Origin of the sequence: Tardiphaga sp. 841_E9_N1_2, assembly GCF_051811065.1 — a bacterium.
Taxonomy (GTDB): Bacteria; Pseudomonadota; Alphaproteobacteria; order Rhizobiales; family Xanthobacteraceae; genus Tardiphaga; species Tardiphaga robiniae.
This window is the reverse complement of record NZ_JBPWQC010000001.1, coordinates 1548580-1570855: the sequence shown is the minus strand read 5'-3', so window position 1 is coordinate 1570855 and position 22276 is coordinate 1548580. Positions and strand designations below refer to the sequence as shown.

The window sequence follows — 22276 nt, the reverse complement described above, 5'->3', positions numbered from 1 at the left end:
AGTCCATCAGGGAAACCCCTAAATTCGAACGCGCGCTCCACTGAAACCGCGGTTCTCCGTCCCGCATTCAAGCGCTTCCGACTTGTCGGAGGGGAGGGATCTAGAGGCCCATCGTGTTCAGGTCGGGGGGCCACCTCGCTCAAATGGGGTTTCCCCTGATGGACCGAAGTTCAACGTCAATGCAGTGTCTGGCATCCGCTCGGCGCTATCCAGAAGATCTGGTGAATGGACACCGCAGAGAAGCGAGCGGCATCGGGTGGCTATACATGACGATGGCTGATACGAGCGACATCCTCCGGGATTCTTCCGAACGAGAAGGCATGGTCCGGATTGCGGGCGGCGTCTATCGCATGGGCTCGGACAGTCACTATCTGGAAGAAGCGCCGTCTCATCGCGTGAGCGTGGATGACTTCTGGATTGACCGTGTGCCGGTGACCAACGCGCAATTCCGCCGCTTCGTCGACGCTACCGGGCACGTCACCGTTGCTGAAATCGTACCGGAGCCACGTGACTATCCGGGAGCGTTACCGGAAATGCTTTACGCAGGCTCGCTCGTATTTCATCGACCGCCTTCGACGTTCGACATCCGGGATTGGAGCGCGTGGTGGAGCTTCCTCAAGGGAGCGGATTGGAAACATCCCTACGGGCCCTCGACCGACATAGAAGAACTTGACGATCATCCAGTGGTGCACGTCGCATTCGCGGACGCTCAGGCTTACGCTGAGTGGAGCGGCAAGGCTCTACCGACTGAAGCCGAATGGGAATTCGCCGCACGCGGCGGCCTTGCGGAAGCCGAGTTCGCTTGGGGAGACGAGTTCACTCCCGGGGGCGCCCACATGGCGAATACCTGGCAGGGCGAATTTCCGAAAACAAATCTGGCGACTGACGGATATGAGAGGACATCGCCGGTGACAGCATTTCCGCCGAACGGATACGGACTGCACGACATGATCGGCAATGTCTGGGAATGGACGTCCGACTGGTACGCACCGCGGCATCCCGCGGACGCGACGAAATCCTGCTGCATTCCTCAGAACCCTCGCGGAGCGCAGCAGATGGACAGCTTCGACCCGCGCCATCCACAGATAAGAATCCCTCGCAAAGTGCTGAAGGGAGGATCGCATCTCTGCGCTCCGAACTACTGCCGTCGGTACCGTCCCGCGGCGCGCCACGCAGAACCGATCGACACGTCCACGAACCACGTCGGCTTCCGGTGCGTCGCGAGGTCTTGAGCGAAGCACCAGACGGCATTGTAGCTGTAGATCGTTGGATGTCCGCATCTGTCGCCCACGGGGTGGATTGCGGCTTTCTGAACCGGAGGTCGGCAGTTCGATCTCTCCGGCACCATCCGACCAATTACTTCGTCCTCGCGGTCTCCGGGCGCCATCGCTGCAGCGCTGGGCTATTCGTTCCAAACCGCGTTCGCCCCGGCGTTCCGGAAGCTGACGGGCGAAACTCCGACCGATTGGCGCCGACGCGTTGTCTGACGGCAATCGCTCTGCAGGTCGAGCAATCGCTCTGGCGCAGAAGGACGCCTGCTTCACTAGAAATCATCGTGCCACGTCAACGACAGGAGACGAACGATGAACTCGAAACGCGTCGTCAGTGGGCTTGCGAATGCTTCCCGACGGAGGGTGCTTGCGACCACGCTTACGTATGCGATTTCGCTAGTCGTCAACTTCACGTCGGCCGCCGGCATCCAAACAATACCCCCCATATATCCAACGCAGAGGAACGATCCCATGACCTCCATCACCACCAAGGACGGCGTACAGATTTTCTACAAGGACTGGGGCACGAAATCGGCCCAACCGATTGTCTTCCATCATGGTTGGCCGTTGAGCTCAGATGACTGGGATAACCAGATGCTGCACTTCGTCGGCAAAGGCTTCCGCGTCATCGCCCATGATCGACGCGGTCACGGTCGATCGAGCCAGGTAAGCGACGGCCACGATATGGATCACTACGCGGCCGATGTCGCTGCGTTGGTCGAACATCTCGATCTGCGCAATGCGATTCACATCGGACATTCAACCGGCGGCGGCGAAGCGACACGGTACGTCGCTCGTCACGGTAAGGGCCGCGTAGCCAAGCTCGTGATCATCGGCGCAGTGCCGCCGTTGATGCTGAAAACCGCTGCCAATCCCGGAGGTTTGCCCATCGAGGCGTTCGATAACCTGCGCAGCCAGCTTGCAGCCAACAGGTCGCAGTTCTACCTCGATTTCTCGGGCGGTCCGTTCTACGGATACAATCGTCCTGGAGCAGAACCGTCGCAGGCGATCATTCAAAACTGGTGGCGCCAAGGCATGATGGGCAGCGCAAAAGCGCACCACGACGGCATCAAGGCCTTCTCGGAGACTGATTTCAGCGAGGACCTGAAGAGCATCGCTGTGCCAACGCTCGTCCTGCACGGCGACGATGATCAGATCGTCCCTATCGCGGATTCCGCTCTTCTGTCCGCGAAACTTCTGAAAAACAGCACACTCAAAATCTACGAGAAGCTACCTCACGGCATGTGCACGACCCACGCCGACATCATCAATGCCGAGATTTTGTCCTTCATAAAGGCGTAGATTTTTCGCTTCACGCGACCGCGTCACCGAAAGCCAAGCTCAGTCGCTCTCAAAGTGCGGCAACGGTGACGCGCGTCTGTTCCACCAAACGTTTCATTAAATGGGCCTGTTTGTCTGATACGGTACTGGGCAAATGGAGGAGCTTGACGATGAACAACGAGGACCGGGAAATGAAAGGCTCCGATCTGCTGGTGGCGGCTCTCGAAAACGAGGGCGTCTCGCCACCCTAACCCGTAGCCGCCTGCGAGGCGCTCCTGCCCAGTCACCAGATCGTTGATCGAGGATGTAGATCAGACGCTCCATCGCCGCTGCTGGATCGCGCGGCCACGGCTCAATGCTAACTTCAGAACGGCTCGCGTCGCAGATGCAAGTAGCGAGGATTGAACTCGCCGCAGTCCGCCAGATTCGCCCAATTTTTGATTGTGAGAGATCCGCTCTTGAAGTCAGCAAGGCCGCTGTCTCGAAGGTTCGCCAATGCGCGGTTCACCGTAGCTAGTGATAGCCCAAGCGCCTCTCCAAGTTGATTGAGACCTACCGGCAGAACACAGGTATCCCCGCGAGCCAGGCCGGAAGCCCGCGATCGGTAGAAAAGCTCGCAGAAGAGATGAGCCATGCGGGCAGGGGCGGATCGCGCGCTATTGTTCGTGATCGCCTCACGGAAGATGGCGGCGTCGATCAAGGTTTCACGCCAGATTGCAGCGCCAACCTTTGGTCTACTATCGAATAACTTCATCAAGTCCCGATGCGGGACCGAGGCGACGACGGCCTTGCCGATCGCGCAGACGGCATGATCCATCGCCTCGATGAAAAGACACTGTGAATCTGGCATGTCGCCAGCGAGATGAAAGGACAAATACTGGCGCGCGCCATTCGGCAGGAGATGATAGCGAGCCAGCATTCCTTCGACGACGATGGCGGATAACGTTGGACTTCTTCGGCAGGGATGGGATGCGTATGGGAGCAGTCGTCGTTGGACAGGCGGTCGGTTTCTTGTTCCGGCATGGGGTGCTTCCGAATTTCGCGTTGGGCTGGTTCGTCAGTTCCACCGGTACGAATAGAGAAAAGGGCCGCTCTAATAGAGCAGCCCTTTGAATGTTCTCTCTTAGAGTATCACGAACACCCCGTCGTGCTGCCGCACGTATCGCACTTCATACAAGTGCCATTCCGCACCAGCGTGAAGTTCGAACACTCTCCGCACATGTCGCCCTCATAGCCCTTGGCTTTGGCTTCGGCGCGGCGTTCGGCCTTGCTGGGCGCGGCGGCTGCCGCGGTGCCGGCTTTGCTCCAGGCTTGCGCCTCGAGCTTTTCGGTCGGCGAGAGCGCGTGCTCCGGCTCGGCGGTCTTGAGGGCCACCGCGGCATCTCCGCTGCCGTGACGGGCGGTCGCGCCCGACGCGTTCAGCGAGGTGACGTTGCCCGAAGCGCGGGCGTCGGTGTTCTCAGCCGGGGCCGGCGCGCGCATGACGACGAGGTTGTCGGTGCGCGAGCGGGTCAGGCCCTTGGAGACATACTTGTTCTGGTCGGCCGGCGCTTTGCCTTCATCCTCGCCCTTGCCGAGCGCATCGAAGCCCGACTCGGAGACGTCGACATGGCCGAGATCGAAGCGCGACATGTAGGAGACCGCGAGTTCGCGGAACACATAGTCGAGGATCGAGGTCGCGAACTTGATGCTGTCGTTGCCCTGCACCGGGCCCGCGGGTTCGAAGCGGGTGAAGGTGAAGGCGTCGACATATTCTTCCAGCGGCACGCCATACTGGAGACCCAGCGAGACGGCGATGGCGAAGTTGTTGATGAAGGAGCGCAGCGCCGCGCCTTCCTTGTGCATGTCGATGAAGATCTCGCCGAGGCGGCCGTCATCATATTCGCCGGTGCGCAAGTACACTTTGTGACCGCCGACGACGGCCTTCTGGGTGTAGCCCTTGCGGCGATCCGGCATCTTCTCGCGGTCGCGCATCACCACGATGCGCTCGACCAGACGCTCGACCACCTTCTCGGAGATCGCGGCGGTGCGGGCCGCCATCGGCTTCTCCATCAGGTTCTCCAGCGCATCCTCGTCCTCGTCATCATCGCTGATGAGCTGCGAGTTGAGCGGCTGCGAGAGCTTGGAGCCGTCGCGATACAGCGCGTTGGCCTTCAGCGCGAGCTTCCACGACAAGAGGTAAGCGGACTTGCAGTCCTCCACCGTGGCGTCGTTCGGCATGTTGATGGTCTTGGAGATCGCACCCGAGATGAAGGGCTGCGACGCGGCCATCATGCGGATGTGGCTTTCCACCGAGAGATAACGCTTGCCGATCTTGCCGCAGGGATTGGCGCAATCGAACACGCTGTAGTGCTCGGCCTTCAGATGCGGAGCACCTTCCACCGTCATCGCGCCGCAGATGTGCACGTTGGCGGCTTCGATCTCGCGCTTGGTGAAGCCGAGCGCGGCGAGCAGGTCAAAACCGGGGGCCGCAATGGCCTCGGCTTCGATCTTCAGGGTGTCGCGCAGGAAGTCCTCGCCAAAAGTCCACTTGTTGAAGGCGAACTTGATGTCGAAGGCGGTCGGCAGGGCAGCCTCGACCTTCTTCAGCGCTTCATCGGTGAAGCCCTTGGCCTTCAGGGTCGAGGCATTGATGCCCGGCGCGTTGGACAGCGAGCCGTGACCGACGGCATAGGCCTCGATCTCGGCGATCTCGCTTTCGCGATAGCCGAGCACGCGGAGCGCTGCGGGGACGGCGCGGTTGATGATCTTCCAGTAGCCGCCACCGGCGAGCTTCTTGAATTTCACCAGCGCGAAGTCAGGCTCGATGCCGGTGGTGTCGCAATCCATGACCAGGCCGATGGTGCCGGTCGGCGCCACGACGGTGGTCTGGGCGTTGCGATAGCCATGGAGTTCGCCGAGTTCGAGGGCGAGATCCCAGGCGATCTTGGCGCGGGTGACGATGTCGGCCTGCGGGCAGGAGGCATGGTCCAGCGCCACGGGGGCGACGGCGAGGCCTTCATAGCCGCGGGTTTCGCCATGGGCTGCACGGCGATGGTTGCGGATGACACGCAGCATATGGGCTGCGTTCTTCTTGTAGCCGGGGAACGGGCCGAGCTCCTTGGCCATCTCGGCCGAGGTCGCGTAGCTGACGCCGGTCATCACAGCGGTGAGGGCGCCGCACAGCGCGCGGCCTTCCTTGCTGTCATAGGACAGACCCATGGTCATCAGCAGGCCGCCGATGTTGGCATAGCCGAGGCCGAGGGTGCGGAACTCGTAGGAGAGTTCAGCGATCGGCTTCGACGGGAACTGCGCCATCATGACAGAGATTTCGAGCACCATGGTCCACAGATGGCAGAGATGCTCGTAAGCGTGGATGTCGAAGGTGGCCGAGGCGGTGTCGTAGAAGGTCAGCAGGTTGGCGGAGGCGAGGTTGCACGCCGTGTCGTCCAGGAACATGTATTCCGAGCACGGATTGGACGCGCGGATATCGCCCGACGACTTGCAGGTGTGCCAGTCGTTCATGGTGGTGTTGAAGTGCAGGCCGGGGTCGGCCGACGCCCAGGCGGCGTAACCAATTTTCTCCCAGAGATCGCGGGCCTTGATGGTCTTCATGACCTTGCCGTCCTTGCGGGCGATCAGGTCCCAGGTGCCATCGGTCTCGACGGCGCGCAGGAAATCGTCCTTCAGCGAGACGGAGTTGTTGGAGTTCTGGCCGGCAACGGTGAGGTAGGCTTCGCTATCCCAGTCGGTGTCGTAGATCGGGAAGTCGATGTCCTTGTAGCCCTGCTTGGCATACTGGATGACGCGCTTGATGACGTTGTCATTGACCAGCGAACGGCGCGCGAGCTTGATCTCGCGGCGCAGCGCCGGGTTCTTCTCGGGATCGAAGCAGTCGTCGCCCGAACCTTCGCAATTCACGCAGGCCTTCAGGATGGCCTTGAGGTGCTTCTGGTTCATCTTCGACCCAGTGACGAGGGCCGCGACTTTCTGCTCTTCCTTCACCTTCCAGTCGATATAGGTCTCGATATCCGGATGGTCGGCATCGACCACGACCATCTTGGCCGCGCGGCGCGTGGTGCCGCCCGACTTGATGGCGCCCGCTGCACGATCGCCTATCTTCAGGAACGACATCAGGCCCGACGAGCGACCGCCGCCCGACAGCTTCTCGCCTTCGCCGCGCAGCTTCGAGAAATTGGAGCCAGTGCCCGAGCCGTATTTGAACAGACGGGCTTCACGCACCCACAGGTCCATGATGCCGCCTTCATTGACCAGATCGTCCTCGACGCCCTGGATGAAGCAGGCATGCGGCTGCGGATGTTCGTAAGCCGACTTCGACTTGGTCAGCTTGCCGGTCTTCCAGTCGACGTAATAGTGGCCCTGGCCGGGACCGTCGACGCCGTAGGCCCAGTGCAGGCCGGTGTTGAACCACTGCGGCGAATTCGGCGCGACCATCTGCTTGGCGAGCATGAAGCGCAGCTCGTCATGGAAGGCGTGGGCGTCGGCTTCACTGGTGAAGTAGCCGCCCTTCCAGCCCCAATAGGTCCAGCAGCCGGCGAGGCGATCGAATACCTGCTTGGACGAGAGTTCGCTGACGAAGCGCTCTTTCTCGGGCAGCGCGGCGAGGGCCTCGGTGTCCGGCACCGAGCGCCACAGCCACGACGGCACGGTCTCTTCCTCGACCTTCTTCAATTTCGCGGCGACGCCCGCTTTACGGAAATACTTCTGGGCCAGCACGTCGGAGGCGACCTGCGACCACGAGTCGGGCACTTCAACGCCTTCAAGCTTGAACACCACGGAGCCATCCGGATTGCGGATCTCGGACGTGGTGTGGCGGAAGTCGATCCCGGCATAGGGCGACTGTCCTTCGGTGGTGTAGCGGCGTTGAATCTGCATCGTGGTCGTGCCCCGTCTTAAGCCCGACACCCCATCTGGCGGCATCGGCGATTTCTGTTAGCGACGTCCGGGTTGCCCCAAATTCGCCGCAGCTTGGCCGGGTGAACCGGTCCTGTTTTCTCTGTGGAGCATGTGCTGGCCGTCATCTCGGCCACCCGGGACTGCCGGGGTCATGCTTCCTTGGATCGGGCTTCCTCGCTGTTGCGGGTCGACCTGATCCTAACGCCTCACCACGCTGTTTGAGCCGGTTTCCGGCCCGTTTTTAGTGCTCCAAACGCCGACTTTCCGGCCCGGATTCCAGGACGCAAATCCCCGATCCCGTAGCCTCGACTGGAGGACGGAGCGGTCAATCTGGAACCCGTTTGGGAGCGTCCGACGGGACAAAAAACGACCCGCGCCGAACAGTTCGAAAACTAGGCCAAACCGATCTCACCCGTCAAGGAGTAGTCGGGGTTCCTGAATCAAATACTAAATATGGTGGAAAGGGTGGATAACCAAGGGGGCAGAGCGCGCCTCGATTGAGGTCAAGTATCAGTGAGTCCTCATGGATTCGGAAGTCAAAAATATTTCTAAAACTGTCCGGAATCCGAGCTGCGCCCACTGTTCACAGCCCAACTTTATTTTGTCATCCAGGGATTGCGTTTGGTGGACTCAGGCCGAGCAGATGATCGCCGGGCAGGTTCCCTCCACCGGCAGTGGTCAGACCCTTCAACTGCGCGCATGGTCCCGCCGATTCCTCAGCCGGTTCCCTCCATGACAATGCCCAGTCCCCCCGTTTCGCGCGCGCGAATCGCTCCCTTCGGTCTCGTGTTGCTCGCCATCGCGTCGATCGCCTGGGGTCTGAACTGGCCGGTGTCGAAAGCGCTGTTGTCGGAATGGCCACCGCTGTCGGCGCGCGGCAGCACCGGCATCGTCGGGGCATTGCTGCTGGCCGGGATCGCCGTCTGGCGCGGCGAGAGTCTCCGCGTACCGCATCATCAATGGTTGCATCTGGTCGTGCTAGCGGGCCTGAACGTGTTCGGCTGGATGGCTTTCGTCGGCTTGTCGCTACTGTGGCTGCCGGCCGGCGAGGCCGCGGTGATTGCGTTCACCATGCCGGTCTGGGCTGCCGGACTGGCCTGGCTGATCCTCGGCGAGCGCCTGTCGATGCAGCGGATCGTGGCCATGCTGATGGCCTTTGCCGGCATCGCCGCGTTGATGGGGGGCGGTGGTCTGGCCGCGAGCGCGGAGAAGCTCCCGGGAATCGCCCTGGCGCTGCTGGGCGGGTTCGGCTTTGCGCTCGGCACGGTGCTGGCCAAGAAGTTCGGGCTCACGCTGCCACTGGTGACGTCATCCGCCTGGCAGATCGGGATCGGTTGTGTGCCGGTGCTGTTGCTGGGTCTGATCTTCGAAAGCCCGCATTTTGCAGCACTGACGCCGCTGGGCTGGGGGCTACTCGCCTATGTCGTGCTGGTGGGGTTCTGCATCGCTTACGTCTGCTGGTTCGCGGCGCTCAAGCAGTTGCCGGCCTCGGTGGCCGCAATCGGGACCATGGCGGTGCCCGTGATCGGCGTGGTCAGCTCGGCCATCGCCCTGCAGGAACCGCTCGGCGCCATGCAGATCGCGGCCCTGGTATTTACGCTGGCGGGCGTTGCGCTGGCGACAAGGGGCTAGGCGCGGGCGCGTCGCCGCCGGGCCACATCCGCTGCAGTTCGGGATGGCCGTCCCAGAACTGATGCTTCAGCGCGGCGGCGATGTGCAGGCCGACCAGCGCATAGAGCGCATAGGACAGCCACACGTGAATGCCGCCGAAGATGTCGTGCAGGCGTTCCTTGAAGGCCGGCTCGATCGACATGATCCAGCCAATGCGTGGCCACTGGAACAGGCCGAACAGGTACATTGGAATCTCGCTGGCCGCCTTCCAAGCGGAATCGTGCATCCAGCCGGACAGCGGCAATCCGATCATCAGCACATAGAGCGCGAGATGCGCACCATGTGCGGCGGCCTTCTCGGCGGGCGGATAGGTCTCGGGCAGATCAGGCGGCTTGTTGGCCGCGCGCCACAACAGGCGCATCAGCACGAGGCCGAGCACGGTGATGCCGAATGACTTGTGCGCATCGATGACGAAGCGGATGTTGTCCTCGGGAATGAGGTTCACGCTCCAGATCAGCGCGACATTGAGTGCAATCAGAACGGCAATCAGCCAATGCAGGATCATGGCGATGCGGCTGTAACGTTGAATCGGCATTTTCTGTGCGTGCATGGAATAAGTTTAAACAGGATTTGTCTTTTGAGGCATGACGACTTTGTGTGTTCGTCGTGACCGCAATCACGCGCTATTTGATCGCGGCTCCGCAACTCGATCACGATTCACGCGTAGCTCTCGCAGGATCGGTTTGCTCGAACGCGCGATTGAATTGACGGCATGACAATACCCCTTCAGGCGGCCTTCGCCGCCGCATCGCCGCGTATTACACCGCGCCGGATGCCGTTCATCAGCCTGATGATCTATCTCGCCGTGCTAGCGCTCTGGGCGCTGCTGTTCGGCCGCGCGTTCTTTTTGAACAGCATCTGGGCGTGGTCAGCGGGCATGGTCTATATCGCCTATGACACGGTGCTGATGCTTTATGTGGTGTGGCAGACGCTGCCGCTGGCAGTGTCCGCGCGCGGTCCATCTGCGGCGGTCGCCGGGCAATCGCGTCCATCGGTGGGGATCCTGATAGCCGCGCATAACGAGGCGCTGAATCTGCCGGAGGCACTGGCGGCCATCGCGCGGCAATCCGATGCGCCGGATCTGATCCTGATCGCGGATGACGGCTCGCGCGATGCAACCGACACGCTCCTCCGTGACCGCTACGGTCTCGCCATTCCGGCCGTCGGCCAGAGCAGCATCGGCCAGTTTGGCAGATCGAGACTGCAATGGCTGCGCCTGCCGCATCAGGGCAAGGCGCGGGCGCTGAACACGGCGATCCTCAAGGCCGATACCGACATCGTCATCACGCTGGATGCCGATACGTTTCTGGCTGATGATGCCATCGCTGAAATGCGCGCGGCCTTTGCTGCAGATCCCGCGCTGGTCGCGGCCGGCGGCATTCTCGTGCCGGTCTGCGACGACAGCGCCAGCGGCCGCGTGATGCAGTGGTTCCAGACCTACGAATATATCCGCAACATCATCTCGCGCTTCGCCTGGATGCGCGGCAACAGCCTGCTGCTGATCTCCGGCGCCTTTGCTGGCTTCCGCAGGGAGGCGCTGGTGGCCGTCGGTGGCTTCGATGCGGAGTGTCTTGTCGAGGACTATGAGCTGACCCACCGCATGCATCGCTATGCCGTCGATCACGGCCTCGACTGGCAGCTTCGCATGATCGGCACGTCGCTGGCGCGCACGGAAGCGCCGTCTCACGTCATGACGTTCCTACGGCAGCGCCGGCGCTGGTTCGCGGGCTTCCTGCAGACGCAGTACTGGAATCGCGACATGACCGGCAATGCGCGTTACGGCCGGCTCGGCCTGCGCATGTTGCCGATCAAGGCGCTGGACACGCTGCAGCCGATCTACGGCCTCACGGCCTTCGCATTGCTGCTGGCTTTGCTCGTCACCGGCAAGACCGCCATCGCCGTGCCAGTGTTCGGTCTGATCACCGCGAAGATCGTCGCGGATTTCCTGGTCTATCTCTGGACCGTGCATCTTTATCAACGCCTGACAAGCGGCCGCACGCGGACGAGTTTCGCCGCAGCGGTGTTCGCGGCGATCCTCGAACCGTTCAGTTTTCAGTTGCTGCGTCACGCCGGCGCGGCCTGGGGCTGGATCGCGTTCCTGCGCGGAAATAACGAATGGGGCTTTGCGCCCGTTACATTGCCGCCGCGTCAGGCGCCCAACGCGGGCGCGTAGTCGCTAGGCCGGGTTCGCCGCCAACGGCACTTTCACGGTGAAATGCGAACCGTGGGTGAGGTCAGACTTTACCTCGATCACATGGCCGAGCGCTTCGGCCGTACGCCGAACGATCGACAGGCCGAGGCCAAGGCCCTCGCTGGCCGGATTGATCTGGTGGAAGGCATCGAAGATCGCGGTGAGCTGTTCGGCGGGAATGCCGGTGCCGGAGTCCAGCACCTCGATGGTCACCGCGTTGGCGTGCTTGCGACAGCCGACCAGCACGCGACCGCGTTCGGTGTATTTGATGGCATTGCCGACGAGATTGCCAAGGATCGCGCGCAGCATGCCGGGATCGCTGACAACCTGCGCCTTGCTCGGCACAATGACGAGGTCGAGGCCTTTGGCTTCGGCATGCAGGCGCCAGTTGGCGCTGATCGACTCGAACACGTCAGAGATCGGGAACGATCGCAGGTTCGGAATCCCAAAGCCGGCATCCAGCACAGATGTCTCGGCGAGACGGTCGAGCTCTTCCGCCATCCGCATGCCGGCATCGATGGCATAGCCGAGCCGCTCACGATCCTTCTCGTCGGTCAGCTTGTTGCGGATGCGGTCGATCGCCATGATCATGACCTGCAATGGCTGCTTCAGGTCGTGGCCTGCCACCGCCATTAGCCGACTGATATTGCGCTGAAGCCGATCCGACAGATGCAGCGCCCGGCGGAATTCCATCTGCGCCATGACCTGGCGGGCGAGGGCGGCCAGCACCTCGCGCTGTTCGACCGACAGCACGCGCGGCTTGTCATCGAGCACGCAGACGGTGCCGAGCGGCAGGCCGTCCGGTGTGCGCAGCAGTGCGCCGGCATAGAAGCGCAAATGGGGCTCGCCGGTCACCAGCGGATTGCAGTCGAATCTTGGATCCTTGGTGACGTCCTCGACTTCGAGAAAACTGTGTTCGAGGATCGCGTGCGCGCAAATCGATTGATCCATCGGCGTCTGCCGCACGCCAAGACCGATCTCCGACTTGAACCACTGCCGGCCGTCATCGACGAGGCTAATGATCGAGATCGGCGTCTGGCAGACATAGCTGGCGATCTTGGTGATGTCGTCGAAGGATGGCTCAATGGCGGTGTCGAGAATGCCGTAGGAGCGCAGCGCCTTGAGGCGTTCGGCTTCATTGGGATGGAGCCTGGCGATCTTCGGCTTGTCTGACGCGTCCACTGAACCTGCTCACACCCGACGTCGACCCATCGAACCGGTAGATAGGTCCACATGTCTACCAACACTACGCGCGAGTTCCCTGAATGTCCCCCGTACGCTGCACCCACGTTCTTAGACCTTGAGACAGCAGGCGCAAACCAGAAACGACAAAAGACGATGCCGCGAGGCACCGTCTTTTGCGTAACGCTTAGATCGTCGTGTTACGGGCAGGCGTGGCGCAGGCCGTCATAACCGAGATAGGTGCCCGTGCGGACATTGTACGACTTGTAGGTGCGGATGCAGTAGTCAACGTCGCCGCCGCCGGTGTCAGGAGCGACTTCGACCACATCCGGCGCGTCGTCATAATAGCTGCTGCCGTAATACGGGCTGCCGCCGTAATAGCCGTAGGAATTCCCGTAATAGCTGCTGGCGGCCAGTCCGCTGCCGATAATGGCGCCGGCTGCGAAGCCCGGGCCGTAACCGCCGCCACGCCAGCCACCACCGCGCCAGCCGCCGCCGTGATTCCAGCCACCCCCGCCGGGGCGCTGGCCGCCATGCCAGCCGCCACCTCCGCCACCAAAGCGCTGACCGCCGCCAGAGAACGTGCCGATCGTGCGCGCACCGCCGGGGCCGACGCCCACGACCTTGGTGTTCTGTGCGTAGCTGGGGGTCACCGCGAAGGCGGGGATGGCCACAGCGACGGCTGCTGCGACACTCAAGATTTTCAAATTCGTCATCGTTTGCTCCTGTCTGGGATGCATCTTCAACCCCCTGAAGGGACTGCCGTTCCCTGCCGCCATGCGGTTATTGCGCAACGACAGAATGATCGTCCGGAACTGTATGCGGCATGAATGGATTGCGCCGTTTCTGCGACCGTCGGTACTTTGGAGGTAGGGTTCGGGGGAGGCCGATACGAGGCATGTCACAATCAGTTGCAGGCGGCGATCGGTCGCGGCGGTAACTGGACATTTGGCGGCCCGGATGGCATCAACAGCCGGACGAAAACCTTCGAACGGTTCAAAATATGAAACAGTTTCTGCTGAAATTCTTCACGTGGTGGAGCGGGACGACCTTCGGGACGAACCTGTGGACGTCGCGATTCGGCGAACTGGTCGGCACCGACGAGCAGGGCAACACATATTACCGCACCAAGGGCGGCAAGATCGACCCGACGCTGGGCTTCGAGCGCCGCTGGGTGATTTATAACGGCTATGCCGAAGCCACCAAGATCCCGCCGGACTGGCATGGCTGGATCCACCACACGGTGGACGTGCCGCCGACCGAAGAGAATTATACGCCGCGCGAATGGCAGAAGCCGCATCAGCCGAACCTGACCGGCACGCCCGCAGCCTATCGTCCGTCTGGTTCGACTCTGGCCAGCGGCCGGCGTCCCAAGGCGACCGGCGACTACCAGGCCTGGACGCCGGGCTCGTAACAACTCACCCGTTCTGGACGACCGGTTGCGCGGGCCGCTCTGCGGCGCGCGCGGCCTCGCATTGTTTCCAGCCGCCAGCTCTTGCAGCGAGACCGGCAAGCACGTCCGGCGTGCCGCCCCGGATGAGCCCGCCTCGTAGGGCGGCGCCGGATTGTACTCGATCGACTGGGCTGGGGCGGATACGATATAGCCGTAACATGTGAGTTCGAGATGTTGGGTTTCGAAAGCTCACTGGGCATGATCGGGGACGGGGACAACTGACGAGATCAATCGTCTGCTCACAGCGACAACTCAGGAAGATCCGACATGACCAACGACACGCGCAGTGAGCACGACCTGTTGGGCAACCGCGATGTTCCGGCCGACGCCTATTACGGCGTTCATACGCTGAGGGCCGTTGAAAATTTTCCGATCACCGGGATTCCGATTTCCATCTATCCCGAACTCATCAGCGCGCTCGCCGCGATCAAGCAGGCGGCGGCACTGTCGAATATGGAGCTGGGGCTGCTCGACAAGTTACGCGGCGATGCGATCATCGCTGCCTGCGAGGACATTCGCGCCGGTCGCCTGCATGACCAGTTCGTGGTGGACGTCATCCAGGGCGGCGCCGGGACCTCCACCAACATGAACGCGAACGAGGTGATCGCCAATCGTGCGCTGGAAATTCTCGGTCACGGCAAGGGCGACTACGGGTACCTGCACCCGAACGAACAGGTCAATATGAGCCAGAGCACCAACGACGTGTATCCCACGGCGTTGAAGATCGCGACCTATCACGGCGTGTTTCACCTGATCGATGCGATGGCCGTGTTGCGCCAGGGTTTCGAACGCAAGGCCGAAGAGTTCAAGGATGTCCTGAAAATGGGCCGCACCCAGTTGCAGGATGCGGTGCCCATGACGCTCGGTCAGGAGTTCAGCACTTACGGCGTCATGATCGGCGAAGACGAGGACCGGTTGCGCGAGGCAGCACTGCTGATTTGCGAGATCAACATGGGTGCGACAGCCATCGGCACCGGGATCACGTCCCATCCGGACTACGCGCGTCTGGTCTGCCATCATCTCGTCGCCATCACGGGCATGCCGCTGGTCACCGCTGTAAACCTGATCGAAGCCACGCAGGATTGCGGTGCGTTCGTGCAGTTGTCCGGCGTGCTCAAGCGTGTGGCCGTCAAGATTTCCAAGATCTGCAATGACCTCCGGCTGCTGTCGAGCGGCCCGCGCGCCGGTTTCAACGAGATCAATCTGCCGGCGGTACAGGCGGGTTCCTCGATCATGCCGGGCAAGGTGAACCCCGTTATTCCCGAGGTCGTGAACCAGGTCGCCTTTGAAGTCATCGGTAACGATCTCACGGTGACCTTCGCGGCCGAGGCTGGCCAGCTTCAGCTCAACGCGTTCGAGCCGATCATCGCGCACAGCCTGTTCAAGAGCGTCAGCCATATGCGCGAGGCTTGCCTGACGCTCGAGAAGCGTTGTGTCGCGGGTATCACCGCGAACCGCGAACGTCTCCGTGCCTATGTCGAGAATTCGATCGGCCTCGTCACTGCGCTCAATCCCTATATCGGCTACGCCAATGCCACCGCCGTCGCGGTCGAGGCCCATGCGACCGGCCGCAGCGTCTACGATCTGGTGCTGGAAAAAGGTCTGCTACCTGCAGCGACCCTTGCCGCCATTCTCCACCCCGACGTACTCACCAAGCCCCAGAGCATGTTGATCCGCGAATGAAGGCCGCATCGGCCCGGCGCGATCAACGCATCGGCATCTGCGCGACCGCCAGCATCGCTGCGACATAGCCGTACGGTCCGAGACCGCAGATCACAGCGGTGGCGGCCTGCGAGAGCACCGAATGGCGATGATACTTGTCGCGCGCGTGGATGTTCGAAATGTGCAGCTCCACGATCGGTCCCTCGAACGCTTTCATGGCGTCGAGCATGGCGATCGATGTGAACGAATAGCCCGCGGGATTGATGATGATGGCGTCGGCATCCTGACGGGCCGACTGGATGAGGTCGACCAGAATGCCCTCGTGGTTCGACTGGTGGAACGCCAGCGTCAATTTGAGTTTGACCGCCTGTTCCTCGCAGCTGGCCTTGATCTGGTCGAGCGTGGTGGTTCCGTAGATATGCGGCTCCCGCACGCCGAGCAGGTTGAGGTTGGGACCGTTGAGGATCATCACGCGTTTCATTATCGAATTTCCTTCTAGCCGCCGAGCCACTTCGCCGGCACCATCACGAGCGACGGAAACAGCGTCAGCAGCGCCAGCACCACCAATTGTGCGATCATGAACGGCCAGACGCCGCGCATGATCTCGTCCATGCTCACCTTCGCCACGCCGCACACCACATTGAGCACCACGCCGACGGGTGGCGTGATCAGTCCGATCGCGTTGTTGATGATGAACAGCACGCCAAAATAGACCGGGTCGATGCCGGCCTCGCGGACGATGGGCATCAATACGGGCGTCAGGATCAGGATGGTCGGGGTCATGTCGAGTGCGGTACCGACGATGACGACGATGATCATCAACACAATCATGAGCAGTGTCTGGTTGCCCATGAAGGGCCGGGCCAGTTCGACGATCTGGCCGGAAATTTCGGCCACCGTGATCAGCCACGATGACACGAGCGCTGCCGCAACTAGGAACATCACCACGGCGGTGATCTGGGCTGAACTGATCAGGATGTTCATCAGCTGCGCCAGCGTCAGCTCGCGATAGACGAACGTTGCCACGATGAAGGAGTAGACCGCAACAACGACGGCAGCTTCGGTGGGTGTGAAGATGCCGAAGCGGAGGCCGACGATGATGATCATCGGCAGCATCAAGGCCCAGAAGCCGTCGATCAGCGCGCGAAAGATCTGCGCCAGGCTCTGGCGCGGCGGACTCACCGAGTTCTCGTTGCGTGCAACCCACCACCAGGCAAAGCACAGGCTGCCGCCGAGCATCAGGCCCGGCACCACGCCGGCGAGAAACAGTTTTGAGATGGAAACGCCGGCGGCAACGCCGAAGATCACGAATCCGATCGAAGGCGGGATCACCGGCGCGATGATTCCGCCGGCGGCAACGAGGCCGGCCGCGGAGGCGCGGTTATGCCCGGCCGCAACCATCATCGGGACCAGCAATGCGCCGAGTGCGGCGGCGTCGGCAACGGCAGACCCGGACAGCGATGCCAGGATGCAGGAGGTCAGGATCGCGACATAGCCGAGCCCGCCGCGCAGATGGCCGACAAGGGCGATGGCGAAGTTCAGGATGCGGCGGGCGAGGCCACCGGTGTTCATGATCTCGCCTGCCAGGATGAAAAACGGCACCGCCATCAGCGGGAAGGAATCGACGCCATTGATGACGTTCTGCGCGATGATCTGGGAGTCGAAGATATCCAGATAGGTCATCAGCGCGACGCCGCAGATGATCAGGGCGAATGCGATCGGCATGCCGATGGCCATCGCGCCGAGCAGCGAGAAGGTGAAGATGCTGATGGTCATCGGCGTTCGTTCCCGTTGGCGGGGGCGGGCGCCGCAGGGACATGCTCCTCGGATTCACTGATGGCGATCAGCTCCGACGTGGCGAGTTGGCCGGTGAGCAGGCGATAGAGGTCATGCAGCAGGATCGGGATCGAGGCGACGCCGAAGACGAGACCTGCGGCGTAGAACAGGCCGACGGAGAGACCGGAGGCGGGCGCCGTCGTGTCCCAGTTCAGCACCGTCTGTTTCCACGAGCCTTCGGTGAGCAATACAGAGGCGTAGAGCATCAGCACGTGACTGAGCGCGTAGCAGATCTTGCGGCCCATCGGCGACAGCAGCTTCACGAAACTGTCGACGCCGAGATGGGCATGTTCGCGGAGGCCGACGATGGCGCCGAGAAACACCATCCAGACGAACAGCCAGCGCGAGAGCTCCTCGGAAATGGCGATGCCCGAGTTGAAGACGTAACGTAGAACCACATTGCCGAATACCAGGACGACCATGGCGGCGAGCAACACCGCCATGACGATCTTGATCGACCGGTAATAGGCTTCGACGATCCTGCTTGTCGCAGTAGTTGATGAAGCGGGCATGGATGCTTTCGCAGTGAGCGTGGGATCGTCGCGTAGTGACGGTGGGTGATGCGCGGCTCAGTCCTTGTGAACGCGCTCAAGTTCGCTGTTGAACAGCTTGACGATCTCCTGATCGTAGTCGGCGGAGAATTTTGCCGCGATCGGCTTGGTCTTGTCGCGCATCTTCGCAAGCTCGGCCGGAGCGATCTCGTTGACCTCCATGCCCTTGGCCTTCAGCTCGCCGATGGAAGCCGCTGCGGCATCGCGGCTGACCTTGCGCTGATAGTCGCGCGCCTCGTTGGCGGCATCCTGCAGGATCTTCTGCTCGTCCTTGGAGAGCTTGTCCCAGAACACCTTGCTGACCAGGATGATGTTGGTGGAGTAGGTGTGGTTGGTGACGCTGAGATATTTCTGCACCTCATAGAACTTGTTCGACAGGATCACCGAGAACGGATTTTCCTGGCCGTCCACCGTGCGTGTTTCCAGCGCGGTGTAGAGCTCGGAGAAGCTCATCGGCACCGGATTGGCGTTGAACGCCTTGAAGGTCTCAAGATAGACCGGGTTCGGGATCACGCGGATCTTGATGCCGTCGAGGTCTTCGCCCTTGGTGATCGGGCGGCGGCTGTTGGTGACGTTCCGGAAGCCGAGATCCCAATAGCCCAGACCGATCAGACCCTTCTCCGGCAGCTTGGCGAGCAGGGCCGAGCCGAGCGGGCCGTCCAGCAGCGCGTCGGCCTGCTTCGGCGTCGAGACGATGAACGGGAAATCGATCAGCCCGTAATCCTTGACGATGCCGACCAGCGACGTCGTGGCGGGCGACTGCATCTCCTGCGTGCCGGCGCGCAGTGCGGATTGCTGCTGCATCTCCGAGCCAAGCTGGTTGGCGGGATATTCGCGCACCTTCATCTTGCCACCGCTCTTGGCCGCGACGAGTTCGGTGAACTTCTGCACGCCCTTGCTGACGGGATGATCGGTGTTGTTGAGGTGACCCCAGCGGATGGTGCGCTCCTGCACCTGGGCCGAGGCCGGGCCACCGGCGATGGCGAGGGTGGCGGCGATGGCGGCAAGCCAGACGGCGGACTTCGGGTGTACGGACATGTGGAAGCTCCCTTGGATGGTATTTTTACTTCTTGGCGCCACCGTCATCTACGATAAAACAAAAATCAACCGATATTTTACATTATCTATGATGATTTGTGTATGAGGCGCGGGGTGATGTATGGTGGCGCAGCGCGACCATTCCTCGTCACCAGGACCTTTCATGCTGGATACCCCCATTGCGGACCGCGCCGGAGAGACCGTCGGCGACAGCGCCTATCGGCGTATCCGCAACGACGTGATTTTCGGCACGCTTGAGCCCGGCCAGAAGCTGAAGCTGGAGAAGATGAGCGTCGCCTATGGCACCAGCGTCTCGACGCTGCGCGAGACACTGAACCGATTGTGCTCGGAAGGCTTCGTCGTCGCCGAAGGCCAGCGCGGCTTCGAGGTTACGTCGATCTCGGCCACCGAATTCCAGCAGATCGCCGAATTGCGCGAACTGCTCGAGGGCCATGCCATCGAGCAGTCTTTCAAATCAGGCGATCTCGATTGGGAAGCGCTGGTGGTCTCGGCTCATCACAAGCTGTCCGCCATGGAAAAGGCCATGCTGGCCGGCGACAAGTCGAAGACCGAGGCCTGGAAGCAGTGCGACTGGCAATTTCACCGCGCGCTGATCGCGGCCTGCGGCTCGCAGGTACTGCTCGATGCGTTGTCCGCGGCCTACGACAAGTATCTGCGCTACCAGATGCTGGCAGTGGTGTTTCGCGGCGAGGTGGCCGCGGTCGAGCATCGCGAGCTGATGAACGCCGCGTTGGCACGGGATTCCGCGAAGGCGCGAAAACTGCTGCACACCCACATCCATGACTGCGTGAAGCATGCGCTCGGCAATTCGGACTGGTTGAGACCGGCTCATGCTCCGTCGCGGCAGCAAGCCGTCCAGCAGCGCAGGAAACTGAAAACCTAGAACGGTTCGTCGTTTGGAGTCGGTTTCTTCTTTCTTCCCGGACGCTCCCAGACGACGCCCGGAAAGCCCTTGAGCGGAACCAGCGGCTCGCCGGTGTAGGTCCACTCCTGCAACTCCTCGATGCCGATATGATAAAGCGGCCGCCGGCCGGTGCGGCTTTCGAACAATGCGCGGGAAATGTTGACCATATGCGGCGAGCGGGCGCGCTCGTAAAATAGTGGCGTGCCGCATTGTGTGCAGAAGCTTCGCGCGCTGCCTGATGCAGTGTCTTCGAAGCGCGTAATCCCGGTCGCTCCCTTCGTGATATGAAAACGTTTGCGCCAGCTTCCGACATAGGTCGCGTAGGCCGCGCCATGGGCGCGTCGCGTTGCGCGCGAATGATCGTGCCAGGCCCAGCGCGCCGGAAAATCGATTTCGAACTGAACCGTGCCGCACAGGCAACGGCCCCTGACCGGACCGCCGGGTGCGATCTTCTCCGGTTTCTTCATCGCGATTGCTCCTCGGGCGCCGCGAGCGCTAGTCCAACCCTTTCAACCATTCGCCCATCTCATGCAGCGCCGTATTCGCCTTGGGCAGGATCTTGCCCATGGTGATGAAGCCGTGAAACTGGCCGGGATAGGTCTTGTATTCCACGGCGACGCCGGCGTCGGACAGGCGTCTGGCATATTCGTCGCCTTCGTCACGCAGCGGATCGGCGCCGGCGGTCAGCACATAGGCCGGCGGGAGGTCCTTCAGGTTCTCCACGCGGGCAGGTGACGCCCGCCAGTTGTCCACGTCGGCCTTGCTGGTGAGATAGTGATCGGCGAACCAGCGGATGACGTTGTGGGTCAGCAGGCAACTCGTCTCCGGTTCGCTGTGAGAGGGATGGCTCATGCGGAAGTCGGTGGCGGGATAGATCAGCAACTGGCCGGCGAGCTTTGGCCCACCATTGTCCCGCGCATCGATGGCCACGATGGCCGCGAGATTGCCGCCAGCGCTGTCGCCGCCGACGCTGATCTGCTTCGCATCCACATTGAGTTGCACGGCATTGTCGGAAATCCAGCGCGTCGCGGCGATGGCGTCGTCGATGGCTGCCGGAAACTTGTTCTCCGGCGCGAGGCGATAGTCGACCGAGATGACGATCATCTCGCCTTCATGGGCGAGGATGCGGCAGACCACGTCGTGGGAGTCGAGATCTCCGATCACCCAGCCGCCGCCATGGAAGAACACCAGGCAGGGCGACATGCCGTCCTTTTTGCGCAGGGTCTTCGGTGTGTAGAGGCGCACTGGAATGGCACCGGTCGGGCCGGGCACCATCATGGATGTCACCGACGCCAATTCGGGTGGTTCGGGATTGGCGACCGGGCGCGCTTTCAAATACCACTCGCGCGCTTCCTGGGGCGAGATCGTCTCATAGGGCGGACGGCCGGCATCGCGAAAGACGTTGAGAACGGCAGCGGCATCGGGATCGAGAACAACAGGCATGTGATCTGCTCTTGGTTTTCTTGATGTTTAAGCGGAGGTCCGGCCGCCATCGACCGTGTAAGCGGAGCCGGTGACGTAGCTCGCATCATCGGAGGCGAGGAAGGCGACGATCGGGGCGACTTCCCGGGCAAGACCGAGCCGGCGTTGCGGCACGCGATCGACGACCTTGTCCACAGGGGCGGGCGCGCCGCGGCCGACGCGTGCGTCCACGATGGCTGACAGCATGCGGCTGTCGATCAGGCCGGGACAGACGCAGTTCACGCGTACATTGGTGCCGGTGCATTCCTGCGCCGCGCTCTTGGTGAGGCCGATCACTGCGTGTTTGCTGGCGCTGTAGACGGCGACTTCGGCCGAGCCGATCACGCCGGCGATGGACGCGGTGTTGATGATCGAGCCCTTGTTGGCCTTCAGCATCACTGGCAGCACGTGCTTCATGCCGAGAAAGACGCCGACTACATTGACGTCGAGCACCCGCCGGAAGTCGGTGAGCGACATCTTCACGATGGGCGTGATCGTGCCTTCGATCCCGGCATTGTTGTAGAAAATGTCGATGGTGCCGAAGCGCTTCACCGTGGCGGCGACATAGCCGATGACGTCGTCCTCGCTGGTGACGTCGGCGGTGAGCGCCAATGCTTCGGCGGAAGCGGGGAGTTGTTCGACCGCGCGCTGCAATGCGCCGGCATCGCGATCCACCGCGACGATTTTGGCGCCGCGCGCCGCCAGCAGCTTGATGGTCTCGGTGCCGATCACCCCGGCCGCGCCGGTAACGACCGCGATTCTGCCGTCCAGACGGATTCCGTCAGTCATCTTCAGCGTTCTCCCCATGCTCCGGTTTGTTCCGGATTGATGGCCGGTCGCGCATCGCGCGCCTGCCTG

General features: G+C 61.9%; 20 protein-coding genes. 8 read left to right on the top strand and 12 right to left on the bottom strand.

Annotated features, from left to right (window positions below; all coding sequences use genetic code 11):
- Positions 1-266 precede the first annotated feature (266 nt).
- The 3 genes from AB8A50_RS07445 (at position 267) to AB8A50_RS07435 (ending at position 2573) form a co-directional block, all read left to right on the top strand.
- Positions 267-1232, top strand: coding sequence for a formylglycine-generating enzyme family protein (locus AB8A50_RS07445; protein ID WP_439077275.1), 966 nt, complete (start codon positions 267-269; stop codon positions 1230-1232).
- A gap of 114 nt (positions 1233-1346) precedes the next feature.
- Complete coding sequence (locus tag AB8A50_RS07440) at positions 1347-1487, top strand: helix-turn-helix domain-containing protein (protein ID WP_439079931.1); 141 nt, start codon at positions 1347-1349, stop codon at positions 1485-1487.
- 255 nt (positions 1488-1742) lie between these two features.
- Entirely contained in the window at positions 1743-2573 is an 831-nt protein-coding gene (locus AB8A50_RS07435; RefSeq protein WP_093758371.1) for an alpha/beta fold hydrolase, read from the top strand.
- A gap of 343 nt (positions 2574-2916) precedes the next feature.
- Here the strand turns inward: AB8A50_RS07435 and AB8A50_RS07430 are convergent, their stop codons facing one another.
- Positions 2917-3486, bottom strand: a complete 570-nt coding sequence (locus AB8A50_RS07430) for a Crp/Fnr family transcriptional regulator (protein ID WP_439079930.1) — start codon at positions 3484-3486, stop codon at positions 2917-2919.
- Positions 3487-3683: 197 nt separating this feature from the next.
- Positions 3684-7427: a vitamin B12-dependent ribonucleotide reductase gene (locus AB8A50_RS07425; protein WP_439077274.1), complete on the bottom strand. Its 3744-nt coding sequence runs from the start codon at positions 7425-7427 to the stop codon at positions 3684-3686.
- 753 nt (positions 7428-8180) lie between these two features.
- Here AB8A50_RS07425 and AB8A50_RS07420 point away from each other — a divergent pair.
- Complete coding sequence (locus AB8A50_RS07420; RefSeq protein WP_231080543.1) at positions 8181-9080, top strand: DMT family transporter; 900 nt, start codon at positions 8181-8183, stop codon at positions 9078-9080.
- Here the strand turns inward: AB8A50_RS07420 and AB8A50_RS07415 are convergent.
- Complete coding sequence (locus AB8A50_RS07415; protein ID WP_439077273.1) at positions 9043-9654, bottom strand: cytochrome b; 612 nt, start codon at positions 9652-9654, stop codon at positions 9043-9045. The two genes, AB8A50_RS07420 and AB8A50_RS07415, sit on opposite strands and share 38 nt — an antisense overlap.
- Before the next feature lie 177 nt (positions 9655-9831).
- On the opposite strand from AB8A50_RS07415, the gene AB8A50_RS07410 reads away from it, so the two are divergent.
- The gene (locus AB8A50_RS07410; RefSeq protein WP_439077272.1) at positions 9832-11292 is read left to right on the top strand and encodes a glycosyltransferase family 2 protein; all 1461 of its coding nucleotides are present in this window, start codon (positions 9832-9834) and stop codon (positions 11290-11292) included.
- A 3-nt stretch (positions 11293-11295) separates the two neighbouring features.
- On the opposite strand, the gene AB8A50_RS07405 is transcribed toward AB8A50_RS07410, so the two are convergent.
- Complete coding sequence (locus AB8A50_RS07405) at positions 11296-12492, bottom strand: GAF domain-containing sensor histidine kinase (RefSeq protein ID WP_439077271.1); 1197 nt, start codon at positions 12490-12492, stop codon at positions 11296-11298.
- 200 nt (positions 12493-12692) lie between these two features.
- Positions 12693-13208, bottom strand: coding sequence for a BA14K family protein (locus AB8A50_RS07400; protein ID WP_093758378.1), 516 nt, complete (start codon positions 13206-13208; stop codon positions 12693-12695).
- A gap of 287 nt (positions 13209-13495) precedes the next feature.
- Here AB8A50_RS07400 and AB8A50_RS07395 point away from each other — a divergent pair, with 287 nt between their 5' ends.
- The gene (locus AB8A50_RS07395) at positions 13496-13906 is read left to right on the top strand and encodes an NADH:ubiquinone oxidoreductase subunit NDUFA12 (RefSeq protein WP_089264087.1); all 411 of its coding nucleotides are present in this window, start codon (positions 13496-13498) and stop codon (positions 13904-13906) included.
- Between the two features lie 306 nt (positions 13907-14212).
- Positions 14213-15628 (top strand): aspartate ammonia-lyase, encoded by a 1416-nt coding sequence (gene aspA, locus AB8A50_RS07390; protein WP_439077270.1) that lies wholly within the window; start codon positions 14213-14215, stop codon positions 15626-15628.
- 22 nt (positions 15629-15650) lie between these two features.
- Here the strand turns inward: aspA and aroQ are convergent, their stop codons facing one another.
- The 4 genes from aroQ to AB8A50_RS07370 are packed head-to-tail and all read right to left on the bottom strand — an operon-like array spanning position 15651 to position 19032.
- Positions 15651-16088, bottom strand: coding sequence for a type II 3-dehydroquinate dehydratase (aroQ, locus tag AB8A50_RS07385; RefSeq protein ID WP_439077269.1), 438 nt, complete (start codon positions 16086-16088; stop codon positions 15651-15653).
- A 14-nt stretch (positions 16089-16102) separates the two neighbouring features.
- Positions 16103-17383 (bottom strand): TRAP transporter large permease subunit, encoded by a 1281-nt coding sequence (locus tag AB8A50_RS07380; protein ID WP_068736733.1) that lies wholly within the window; start codon positions 17381-17383, stop codon positions 16103-16105.
- Positions 17380-17955, bottom strand: a complete 576-nt coding sequence (locus tag AB8A50_RS07375; RefSeq protein ID WP_439077268.1) for a TRAP transporter small permease — start codon at positions 17953-17955, stop codon at positions 17380-17382. The genes AB8A50_RS07380 and AB8A50_RS07375 overlap by 4 nt, the downstream gene beginning before the upstream one ends.
- 57 nt (positions 17956-18012) lie before the next feature.
- Positions 18013-19032, bottom strand: coding sequence for a TRAP transporter substrate-binding protein (locus AB8A50_RS07370; protein WP_120289336.1), 1020 nt, complete (start codon positions 19030-19032; stop codon positions 18013-18015).
- Positions 19033-19195: 163 nt separating this feature from the next.
- Between AB8A50_RS07370 and AB8A50_RS07365 the strand changes: the two genes are divergently transcribed.
- Positions 19196-19936 carry a GntR family transcriptional regulator gene (locus AB8A50_RS07365; protein WP_439077267.1) on the top strand — a complete coding sequence of 247 codons (741 nt, stop codon included), beginning with the start codon at positions 19196-19198 and terminating at the stop codon, positions 19934-19936.
- Here AB8A50_RS07365 and AB8A50_RS07360 read toward each other — a convergent pair.
- The 3 genes from AB8A50_RS07360 to AB8A50_RS07350 are packed head-to-tail and all read right to left on the bottom strand — an operon-like array spanning position 19933 to position 22207.
- A complete protein-coding gene (locus AB8A50_RS07360) occupies positions 19933-20424 on the bottom strand; it encodes a GFA family protein (protein WP_439077266.1) in 492 nt (163 codons plus the stop codon). The two genes, AB8A50_RS07365 and AB8A50_RS07360, sit on opposite strands and share 4 nt — an antisense overlap.
- A 28-nt stretch (positions 20425-20452) precedes the next feature.
- Positions 20453-21400, bottom strand: coding sequence for an alpha/beta hydrolase (locus AB8A50_RS07355; RefSeq protein ID WP_439077265.1), 948 nt, complete (start codon positions 21398-21400; stop codon positions 20453-20455).
- Between the two features lie 27 nt (positions 21401-21427).
- Positions 21428-22207: an SDR family NAD(P)-dependent oxidoreductase gene (locus AB8A50_RS07350; RefSeq protein WP_093759076.1), complete on the bottom strand. Its 780-nt coding sequence runs from the start codon at positions 22205-22207 to the stop codon at positions 21428-21430.
- Between the last annotated feature and the right edge of the window lie 69 nt (positions 22208-22276).